This window comes from Actinosynnema sp., from assembly GCF_052038725.1.
Map to the genome: position 1 here is coordinate 1 of NZ_JBQGCX010001381.1, position 2,978 is coordinate 2,978.

The window sequence follows — 2,978 nt, forward strand, 5'->3', positions numbered from 1 at the left end:
ACGAGGCCCACCGCCGCCGCGAGCGCGGGGCGGACGTCGTCGTGGGCCTGGTCGAGGCGCACGACCGCGCCCGCACCGCCGAGCTCCTGCACGGCCTGGAGCAGATCCCCCGCCGCACCACCCGCCACGACGGGGAACCCCGGTCCGAACTGGACCTGGACGCCGTCCTGCGCAGGGCCCCGGCCGTCGTCGTGGTCGACGAGCTCGCCCACACCAACCCGCCCGGCGCCAGGAACCCCAAGCGCTGGCAGGACGTCGAGGAGCTCCTGGACGCGGGCATCGACGTCCTCACCACCCTGAACGTCCACCACCTGGAGTCCCTCAGCGACGTGGTCCGCCGGATCACCGGCGTCGAGCAGCGCGAGACCGTCCCGGACGAGGCGGTCCGCCGAGCCGAGCAGGTCGAGCTGGTCGACCTCACCCCGGAGGCCCTGCGCCGCCGCCTGGCGCACGGCAACGTCTACCCGGCCCACAAGGTCGACGCCGCGCTGGCCGACTACTTCCGCCCGGGGAACCTCGCCGCCCTGCGCGAGCTGGCCCTGCTCTGGGTGGCCGACCAGGTGGACGTCGCGCTCCAGCGCTACCGGGCCGACCAGCGCATCACCGACACCTGGGAGACCAGGGAGCGCGTGGTCGTCGCCATCACCGGCGGCCGGGAGAGCGAGCCGCTGATCCGCAGGGCCCGCCGCATCGCCCTGCGCGCGGCGGCCGAGCTGCTCGTGGTCACCGTCCTGCCGGTGGCCCCGCGCGCCACCGCCCCGGACGCGCCGGACGCCCCGTCGCGCTTCCGCAGGCTCACCGAGGACCTGGGCGCGACCTACCACACCGTCGTCGGCGACGACGTCCCCACCGCGCTGCTGGAGTTCGCCCGAGGCGTCAACGCCACCCAGCTCGTCCTCGGCGCGTCCCGCCGCTCCCGCCTGGCCAGGGCGCTCGACGGGGGCGTCGGGGCCGCGGTCATCGCGCGCTCCGACAGCATCGACGTCCACATGGTCCCGCACGACGAGTCCCCGCAGCCCCCGCGCAGGCACCCGGACCGCAACCCGCTCACCCCGTCCCGGCAGGCGCTCGGCTGGCTGCTCTCGGTCCTGCTGCCGCTGGTCGTCACCGGGATCGGGACCGCGCTGGCCGAGGACATCACCTTCTCCACCGACCTGGTCGGCTTCTTCCTCGCCACCGTCGTCGTCGCCCTCGTCGGCGGCCTCGGCCCGGCGGTGCTCGCCGCGCTGATCGGCGCCGGGATGCTGAACTTCTTCTTCACCCAGCCCTACTACAGCCTCACCGTCTCGGCCCAGGAGAACCTGCTCACCCTGCTCGTGATGGTGACCGTGGCCGTCCTGGTGGCACTCGTGGTCGACCGCGCCGCCAGGCTCGCCTCCCAGGCCGCCCGCGCCCGCACCGAGGCCGCGCTGCTCGCCTCCTACGCCCGCACCGTCCTGGCCGGACCGGACCCGCTGGCCCGCCTGCTGGAGCAGGTCCGCGAGAACTTCGCCCAGGAGTCCGCGACCCTCCTCGAACGCGTCGACCACGACTGGACCCCGGTGGCCTCGGCGGGCCCGAACCCCTGCGCCGACCCCGACGAGGCCGACGTGGACGTCCCGGTGAACCCGGACGTGCGCCTCGCCCTGCGCGGCAGGCCCCTGGCGGCGGGCGACCGCAGGGCGCTCGAGGGCGCCGCCGGTCAGGCGCTCCTGGCCCTGCGCCACCAGCGCATGTCCGCCCAGGCCGAGGACGCCCGCCGCCTCGCCGAGACCACCCAGCTGCGCACCGCCCTGCTCTCGGCGGTCGGCCACGACCTGCGCACCCCGCTCACCTCCATCAAGGCGTCGGTCGGCAGCCTGCGCGACCCGGAGCTGACCCTGTCCGCCGAGGACACCGCCGAGCTGCTGGAGGCGGTCGAGCTGTCGGCTGACCGTCTCACCGGCCTGGTCGACAACCTCCTGGACTCCTCCCGCCTCGCGACCGGCGCGGTGACCCCGGTGCTCAAGGCGATCGGCTGCGACGAGGCGGTCGCGGCGGCGCTCGCGGGCATCGACGAGCGGGACCGGGTGCTGGTGGAGGTCCGCGAGGACCTGCCCCCGGTCCGGGCCGACCTCGGCCTGCTGGAGCGGGTGGTCGCGAACGTCGTGGACAACGCCCTGCGCCACGGCAGCCGCAGGCCCGCGCCCCGCGCGGGCGGCGACCCGGAGGCGACGGCCGCGACCCCCGCGGTGGCGGTCCGGGCCAGCGCGCACGGCGACCGCGTCGAGCTGCGGGTGGTGGACCACGGCCCCGGCGTCCCCAGGCACACGGCGGAGGCGGTGTTCGCCCCGTTCCAGCGCCTGGGCGACCGGGACGCCGCGCCCGGCGTCGGCCTGGGGCTCAGCGTGGCGAAGGGCTTCACCGAGGCCATGGGCGGCGCGATCACCGCCGAGGACACCCCCGGCGGCGGCCTGACGATCGTGGTGTCCCTGCCCGCAGCCGGTCCGCAGGCCCCCTGACCGCCCGCGCGGGACCCGGTCCGGGGCCCGCCCCGCGCCCGGCGGTTACGATCGGTGCTCCTGCAAGGCGTGCGACGTTCGGGGTGGCTCGATGGCGGATCGCGAGGCTGGCGGCGACGGCCGCGAGGAGCCCGACGACGGTGAGTACGACGAGTACGACGACGACTTCGAGTTCGAGGGCGACGACGAGGCCGACGACGACTTCGACGAGGTCGTCGACGAGCTGGAGGAGGACGAGGACGACGAGGACGGCCTGTTCACCGTGACGGCCGAGGCCAGGACCATCTGCCACCTCTGCGGCGGCGCGGGCTACCTGGCGAACCCGGTGGCGGCGGTCATCGGCGGCGTCCCCAGGACCATCGACAACGGCCGCGAGTGCCCGCACTGCACCGGCTCGAAGACCTTCCCCGGCATGATCATCCCGGTCTGAGCCCGCCCCCGGACCGCGCAGGTCCGGAACGGGACGGCCCCGGAACGCGAACAGCGGTGGGCCCGCCC

Annotated in this window: 2 protein-coding genes; both read left to right on the forward strand. The window is 75.7% G+C overall.

Translation table 11 applies throughout. The features are described from left to right. The coding region (locus tag ACTUAL_RS29210; protein ID WP_440902491.1) for a DUF4118 domain-containing protein at window positions 1–2,480 on the forward strand (2,480 nt) is incomplete at its 5' end. Window positions 2,481–2,571: 91 nt separating this feature from the next. Next, window positions 2,572–2,910, forward strand: coding sequence for a hypothetical protein (locus ACTUAL_RS29215; protein WP_440902492.1), 339 nt, complete (start codon window positions 2,572–2,574; stop codon window positions 2,908–2,910). Window positions 2,911–2,978: the final 68 nt, after the last annotated feature.